The following is a 6,758-nucleotide window of genomic DNA, read 5'->3' as shown; positions in this document are numbered from 1 at the left end:
CCCTCACCACCGAACTCACCGACGCCGCCAAAGGCATGGTCCAGGACCTCAAAGAACCAGCCCAACACGCCATGGACAACGTCAAAACCACCGCCACCGACGGCATCGAACACGTCAAAACCGACAGCCAAGACGCCGCCACCGACGTCAAAGACCGCGCCACCAACGCCAAAGACACCATCCAAAACACCTAGGCAGGCGCGGCAACTGCACGTCATTCCGTAGGCAACTGCATTACACGACAGGCCGGCCCCGCCCACCCGCGGAGCCGGCCTGTCTGGTTGGCCCCCTGACCGAGAGGACACCCCCATGGCAACTCATGACGCATCCGAAACCAGCACCGCAAAGGCGGGGCAGGCACCGGATCCAAACGACTCCAGGAAGCCTGACAGCCCCAAGGAGCTGGACAAGCCGAACTGGAAATACATCGCCAAGAAGACACTTCGCGAGTTCAGCAAGGACCAGTGCCCCGACCTCGCCGCTTCCCTGACCTACTACGCGGTCCTGTCATTGTTCCCGGCCATCCTGGCCCTGGTGTCCCTGATCGGGCTGTTCGGCGATCCGCAGAAGACCACCGACGCACTCCTGCAGATCGTCAGCGGGTTTGTCCCGGGCGAGACCGTGGATACCATCGGCGGGGTTGTGAAAGACCTGGCCAACGCCCCAGCGGCAGGATTCACCCTGGTCATCGGCCTGGCCACAGCACTGTGGTCGGCTTCAGGGTATGTGGGTGCTTTCGGCCGTGCCATGAACCGCGTGTATGAAGTGGACGAGGGACGCCCGTTCGTCAAGCTGCGCGGCACCATGCTGGCCGTGACCGTGCTGGCGATTGCCATCATCGCCATCCTCGCCGGCATGCTGGTCCTGAGCGGCCCGGTGGCAGAAGCCGTGGGCGGCTTTATCGGGCTCAGCGGGGTATTCCTCGCGGTCTGGAACATCGCCAAGTGGCCTGTGATGGTGGCGCTGATCATCGTTATCATCGCCGTCCTCTACTACGCCACACCCAACGTCAAGCAGCCAAAGTTCAAGTGGATGAGCATGGGATCGGGCATCGCCCTGGTCGTTTTCCTGCTGGCCTCCCTGGGATTTGGCTTCTACGTGGGCAACTTCGGCAACTACAACAAGACCTACGGCGCCCTGGGCGGCGTGATCGTCATGCTGCTGTGGCTCTGGATCCTGAACATGTCGCTGCTCTTCGGAGCCGAGTTCGACGCCGAGACGGAACGCGGCCGCCAGCTCCAGGCCGGCATCAAGGCCGAGGAAACCATCCAGCTGCCGCCGCGCGACACCAAAAAGAGCGAAAAACTGCAGGCCCAGGAAGAAGAAGACGTCAGGCACGGCCGCGAACTGCGTGAGAAATATGCCGCGGAGAACGGGGACAACGGCGACGCCGAGACCACTGGCACCGGAGAAAACGCCCAATCTGAACCGCACCGGGAACGGGTCCGGGACAAGGTCCGGGACCGCGCCACGCACGGCACGCCGGATGACGATGACCGGGGACACCAAAGGCACTAGGCAGGACCCCCAAATTGGTGGAAGATTAATCAGGTCCTGAAGAGTTCCCGGGTGCATGGGGTCCGGGGTTAGGCGGGGCCGGCGGTGAGATGGCCTCTTCTGAGACCGAGGCCAGTCCCCCCAGTCGCCGTCGGCCCCCTGGACGGATTCCGCCCGGGCGGATCCCCACGTGACCTGGCCATATTCCGCAGCGGGCAAGCCTCGCATAACTGGACAAACCGCCCAGTGCTGAAATACGTTCATGTTTACCCTGCCAGCCAACTGACGGCAGGGCCGCTGAAGCAGACACGGCGGAAATCACGGTCAAACCTTGTGAGCGGATATGCCTGCCAACCATTTTGAAAATTTTCTTGCCGAAGCAGTTGTTCCGGCAAAGGAACCCGGCCTTGGCCTCGGCCGCGACGAACTCTACGGGCTGTACACCAGCTGGTGCCTGATCCATAAGGTCCAGCTCCAGCCGCCTGAAGAGCTGTGGGCAGCCCTGAAGCTGAAGGGCATCGATCCGGACAGCAACAACCTCTCCATGACCGGACCCGCGGCAGCTGACTACATTATTGCCAGCGCACCAGACCTGGTCTGACCGCTAACCGAAAGGGCTGCCACGGCTTTCCGTGGCAGCCCTTTCGCGTCTCCCCAACCCCTGCGCTCAGCCTTCTGCGCCGCGCGGGTCCAGGGCAAGGGCAAAGAGGTACCCGGCAAACCCCCGGGGAGCACGCGCCTCCAGCCTGCCGGAGGTGATGACGCGGTTGCTGTCGGTAGCTGCGATCACCGCGCCTCCGCTGCGGAGCTTCCTGACCAGGCTCCTGTCCTCCCCGGATTCTGCGGCGGGAAATCCTCCGGCTGCCAGGTAGGCGGATGCGCGGACACCGAGGTTGGCACCATAGACGTGATGGTGGTTGTCCTGCAGGCGGTGCCGCGCATGCCACCGCTGCAGCAGCCCCGTGTCCATCCCGTCAGAGTCCGGCTCCACGGAACCCAGCACGGCGTCCGCGCCGGCATCAGCCAGTTCCAGTTGCCGGGTAAGCCAGTGCGCAGGAACGCGGGAATCGGCATCGGTGTTGGCAATCCAGATTTCCGTTGCGGGAACATCCAAGGCGCCGGCTTCGGCCAGGACCGCCCGGTTCCCTTCCCGCCTGCTCCGCCCAACGCTGCGGAAATCAGCTGCCAGGATGTTGAACTGGGGATCTGCCGCAGCGAACCGCCCAGCCACGGACGCTGACAGGTCGGTGCAGGCATCCAGGACCACCAGCACGCGGACCCCCAGTCCGGGGCGCTGCACCTGCAGGTCCCCGACGGCGGTGCGGACAGCCTCAAGTGCGGCGCCCAGATGCCGCTCTTCGTTGTGGGCGGGGATAACCACGCCAAGGTAGCCGACGCCATGACCGGTTGGAGCTGTCATTCCAAGGCCGTCCTGGCTGGACCGGGAGCCACGAGGACCTCCAGAAGGAAATCCCGTTCCCGGTACATCCCTGCCTGGCGCCAGCCCAACCGCTCCCTGGCCAGGGCATGGACGGATTCGCCATCAAGCTCCCAGCCCGTCACCGGGTGTCTCCAATGGCAGAGCACCAGCGTCCCGCCGGGCTGCATGGCCGCGTCCACCCGATCCCACAGGTCGGCAAGCTCATCGCGGGCCAGGTAGTAGCCCACCTCGGACACCACGATGAGGTCGAAGGAGCCCACCGGCCAGGCTGCCGGGAGCACGGCCTGCTCCACAGTGACGTGGTGGGCCCCCGCCAGCCGGTGCCGCGCGTGATCCACGGCCACCCCGCTCGCGTCCACCGCAAGCAGGCTACGGCACCGGGGTGCCAGGTCCGCCGTCAGGGTGCCGATGGAGCAGCCGATTTCCAGCCCTGCCCTGTAGGAGGCCTCCGGCAACGCCGCCAGCGTCAGGGCACGCTTGCGCTGTTCGTACCAGCTGGAACTGTAGTTCCAGGGGTCCTCGGCGCGCTGGTGCACGGCGTCGAAGATCTCCGTGGCCTCGCCGCTGCGGTGCGAGGGGTCCGCCGGTTTCCGCGGCGGCGTCCAGGCAAACATCTCGAAGCCCCTGGCGAAGTGCCGCAGGAAGCCCTCGCTGAGCAGCGCTTCGTCGCCGGCGGCAGGCGACAACGGCAGGACCTGCGTGGCATGCGCGGCCATGGCACGGTCCTTGGCGTCCCGGGCGGACGGGTCAAGGTGGAACCTCATCCAGTCCCGCCAGTCCGAATGGTCCGGGCCTGCCCAGTGCCAGTACCAAATAGGGTATTCGAGCAGGCCGTAGCCGCCCTCCGCCGCAACGTCCGCCGCCGCTGCGCCCAGGGCGTCGTGATCGGCGTGGCCATCGGCCCGGTACGGGGCCACCACCACCACGTCCCGGCGCTTCGCATGGGTACCGCCCAGCCTGGCTGCGGCGTGCCGGACCGCATCCGCGATGACGTCCGCGTGCAGGCCCAGTCCGCGGTCCGGCAGGCCGAGGAAGCGCCACCGGCCCTCCAGCCCCAACGCCGTGAGGGCTGCCCCGAACTCGTCCAGCCGGGCCGCGGCGAGGCGTTCGGGCGTGTGCGTTGCGGACTCCGGGTGGGAGCCCTCACCTGCCGTGCAGAGCAACACTTCCACGGATGCCCCCAGCCCGCGCAGGCTCGCTGCCAGCCCTCCTGCGCCAAGGGTTTCGTCGTCGGGGTGGGCCGCGAGGACCACAAAGCCCAGGGCGGCCAGCTCGCCGCTGTCCAGGGGCAGCTCAGGGGCGGCGGACAATCCGGCCGCCATCCATGACGATTCGGCGGTGCCCAGGTCCGCATGGGAGAAGGTCACCATGGGCAGTCACCCTTGAGGGTCAGCGCACCCAAATGGGCGTCATCCCGGCGCCCGTGGTGCTGCCTGACATAAAGGGCAAGGTCAGCCACCCGTTTGGCGTACGCGGCGTCGAACGCCAAAGGTCCGGGGCCCCGGTTGGCCGTCACCAAGTGGAGTACGTGGTCGACGGCGGCAGCAACAGTTCCGCGGACACGCTGGGCTTCGCTCCAGTCACTGCTGCTCCCGGCCGCGGTTCCAGCGGCGTCCACGCGCCCGGCGGTTCTGGCCAGGTACTGCAGTGCCGAAACGAGGATCCGGTCCGTTTCGCCCAGCGCAGCGAGCGCCAGCTGGTCCGGCTCGCGGCCCGATTCGGCGCCCTTCCGCAGGCCGTCCCGGAAGTCGCGGGCAACGCCCACCGCTCCCCCGAGCCAGCAGGCGGCAACCCCCATTCCGCCCCACGCGAAGCCGGGACGGCTGTGGTACCAGCCGCTGCCGCCCACAGCCGCAGCAGGTACCTGGTCGAAGTGCACCGTACCGCTGGGGATCTCGCGAAGTCCCCGGGCAATCCATTCCGGCTCCTCAGCCGTTACCCCGGCGTGGCGGAGGTCAACGGCGAACGCTGCCCGGCCGCCGTCGTCCGTGTGCGCGGTGATGACCGCATGGTCCAGCCGGCCGGCAAGGGAGCACCAGGGCTTCGACCCGTTCAGGACGTACCCGGCGCCGTCGGCTGTGGCCCGGAGGCGGAGCCCCGGGCCTTCGGCCGCGAAGACACCCCAGGAGCCCTCGCCCGCGCCGGCCGCCGAAGCCTGCTTCAGGATTGCCACGGCGTCGAGGTGCGGTTCGAAGACCCGGGCGGCAGCGACGTCGACGGCGGCCACGGAGGCGAGAAGCTCCCACAGCTGCGCGGTCCGGCCTTCGCCCGGCAACGGCCAGGAGCGGCCGGCAGCGACGGCGAGCTGAAGCAGCGCCGGAACATCGCCCGCTGCGCCGCCCACCGCCGAAAGCCCGGGGGCAAACCGCGCGAGCTGTTCCGCCGTGGAACTGAGAAGCACGGGCCGGACGGGGCTGCCGCCGGCTTCCGGGTGTGTTTGCAGTGTGCCCCGACCGCTGTCCGGGCTGTCCCCCACCGCCACCTACTTGCTGGCCGGCTCGGTCACCGCGGCGGAAGGCGCCATGGTTTCGGCGTTAACCATCCAGGCCAGCTGCTCCAGCCGTTCGATGATCTTGTGCAGCAGGTCTGCGCTGGTGGGGTCCTCGTCGTCGACGTCGTCATGGACATCGCGCATGGTCGTCACCGTCCGCTCCAGCCGAGCGGTGATGAGCTTGACGGTGTCCTTTGTGGACGTGAGGCCCGCAGGGAATTCAGCCAGGCGGTTATCCGCTGTGACCGTGCTGCTGCGGCCGTCCGGCAGGGCGTGCAGGGCCCGCATGCGCTCGGCGACATCATCGGCGAACAGCCGTGCCGCCGTGACGATTTCATCCAGTTGCAGGTGCAGGTCCCGGAAGTTGGTGCCCACGAGGTTCCAGTGGGCTTGCTTTCCCTGCAGGTGCAGTTCAATCAGGTCCGTGAGGACCATCTGCAGGTTGCTGGCAAGGGTGGGTGATGCCTTCATCGCTTTCCTCCATTGCGGCCAGTCCGGCTGCCCGCCAGCCGAACACTTATTCTAAGCATACTTATCAATGGGGGTCCGGTGGGCGCCTGGGAGCGTTGTCAGGTGATGCGGGCGAGGGCGAAGCCATCCCAGCCCTTGGAGCCCACGGTCTGAATGACCGTGGCATCCAGGCGGGGATGCTCCCCCAGCAAAGTGAGTGCATCGATGATGCCGGGGGCGTTCACGGGATCCATGTCCGGATCCAGGACGGCACCTTCCCAGATGGTGTTGTCCAGCACCACGGTGGCGCCGCGCCTGCCCAGCCGGACCGCCCAGTCAAGGTAGCGGCTGTTGTTCTCCTTGTCCGCATCAATGAAGATGAAGTCGAACGGCTCGCGGCCCTCTTCCTCCAGCGCAGCCAGCGTCTCCAGTGCCGGGCCCAGCCGGATTTCCACCTTCTGGCCCAGGCCGGCGAAATCGATGTTGGCCCATGCCACTTCGGCGTGCTTGGGGAGGAATTCGCAGGTGACCAGCGTGCCGTTGGCGGGGAGTCCGCGGCCCATCCAGATGGTGCTGAAGCCGGCAAGCGTGCCGATTTCCAGGATCCGCCGGGCACCGGAGAGCTGCACCAGGAGCATCAGCAGCTTGCCCGCGTTGGGTGCCACCTCAATGGCCGGCATGCCGGCTTCGGCCGCGGACCGGATGGCCTGCTCCAGCGCGGGGTCCGGGTGGACCACAACCCGCGAGAGGAACTCTTCGGTGGCGATCCATTCCGGCCGGGGCTTGTGCTCGAACATGGGCACAGTTTGGCACGCAGTGATCAGGCGGTCCAGAGGCTTCCGGCGGCCTGCGTTTCGACCGCCCCCGCAGCGCAGGGGA

General features: G+C 67.2%; 7 protein-coding genes and 1 pseudogene. 3 read left to right on the top strand and 5 right to left on the bottom strand.

Annotation, left to right across the window (positions count from 1 at the left end; translation table 11 throughout):
• The 3 genes and pseudogenes from ACFV4R_RS05045 to ACFV4R_RS05035 all read left to right on the top strand — a co-directional run.
• Positions 1–194: pseudogene (locus ACFV4R_RS05045) on the top strand (hypothetical protein); the annotation flags it as partial.
• Positions 195–309: 115 nt separating this feature from the next.
• Complete coding sequence (locus tag ACFV4R_RS05040; RefSeq protein WP_377201328.1) at positions 310–1,518, top strand: YihY/virulence factor BrkB family protein; 1,209 nt, start codon at positions 310–312, stop codon at positions 1,516–1,518.
• Positions 1,519–1,840: 322 nt separating this feature from the next.
• Positions 1,841–2,098, top strand: a complete 258-nt coding sequence (locus ACFV4R_RS05035) for a hypothetical protein (protein ID WP_377201327.1) — start codon at positions 1,841–1,843, stop codon at positions 2,096–2,098.
• Positions 2,099–2,164: 66 nt separating this feature from the next.
• Here ACFV4R_RS05035 and ACFV4R_RS05030 read toward each other — a convergent pair whose 3' ends face one another.
• The 5 genes from ACFV4R_RS05030 to ACFV4R_RS05010 form a co-directional block, all read right to left on the bottom strand.
• Entirely contained in the window at positions 2,165–2,917 is a 753-nt protein-coding gene (locus ACFV4R_RS05030) for a glycosyltransferase (RefSeq protein ID WP_377201326.1), read from the bottom strand.
• Positions 2,914–4,308 carry a bifunctional PIG-L family deacetylase/class I SAM-dependent methyltransferase gene (locus ACFV4R_RS05025; RefSeq protein ID WP_377201325.1) on the bottom strand — a complete coding sequence of 465 codons (1,395 nt, stop codon included), beginning with the start codon at positions 4,306–4,308 and terminating at the stop codon, positions 2,914–2,916. The genes ACFV4R_RS05030 and ACFV4R_RS05025 overlap by 4 nt, the downstream gene beginning before the upstream one ends.
• Positions 4,302–5,339 carry an acyl-CoA dehydrogenase family protein gene (locus tag ACFV4R_RS05020; RefSeq protein ID WP_377201324.1) on the bottom strand — a complete coding sequence of 346 codons (1,038 nt, stop codon included), beginning with the start codon at positions 5,337–5,339 and terminating at the stop codon, positions 4,302–4,304. Before ACFV4R_RS05020 ends, ACFV4R_RS05025 begins: the two co-directional genes overlap by 7 nt.
• A gap of 81 nt (positions 5,340–5,420) precedes the next feature.
• On the bottom strand, positions 5,421–5,900 hold the full coding sequence (locus tag ACFV4R_RS05015; protein ID WP_377201323.1) for a Dps family protein: 480 nt from the start codon (positions 5,898–5,900) through the stop codon (positions 5,421–5,423).
• Between the two features lie 98 nt (positions 5,901–5,998).
• Positions 5,999–6,676 (bottom strand): O-methyltransferase, encoded by a 678-nt coding sequence (locus ACFV4R_RS05010; protein ID WP_377201322.1) that lies wholly within the window; start codon positions 6,674–6,676, stop codon positions 5,999–6,001.
• Between the last annotated feature and the right edge of the window lie 82 nt (positions 6,677–6,758).

Origin of the sequence: Pseudarthrobacter sp. NPDC059871 (assembly GCF_042731175.1) — a bacterium.
In the GTDB taxonomy this organism is placed as follows: Bacteria; Actinomycetota; Actinomycetes; order Actinomycetales; family Micrococcaceae; genus Arthrobacter.
This window is presented reverse-complemented; position numbering and strand designations above follow the sequence as displayed.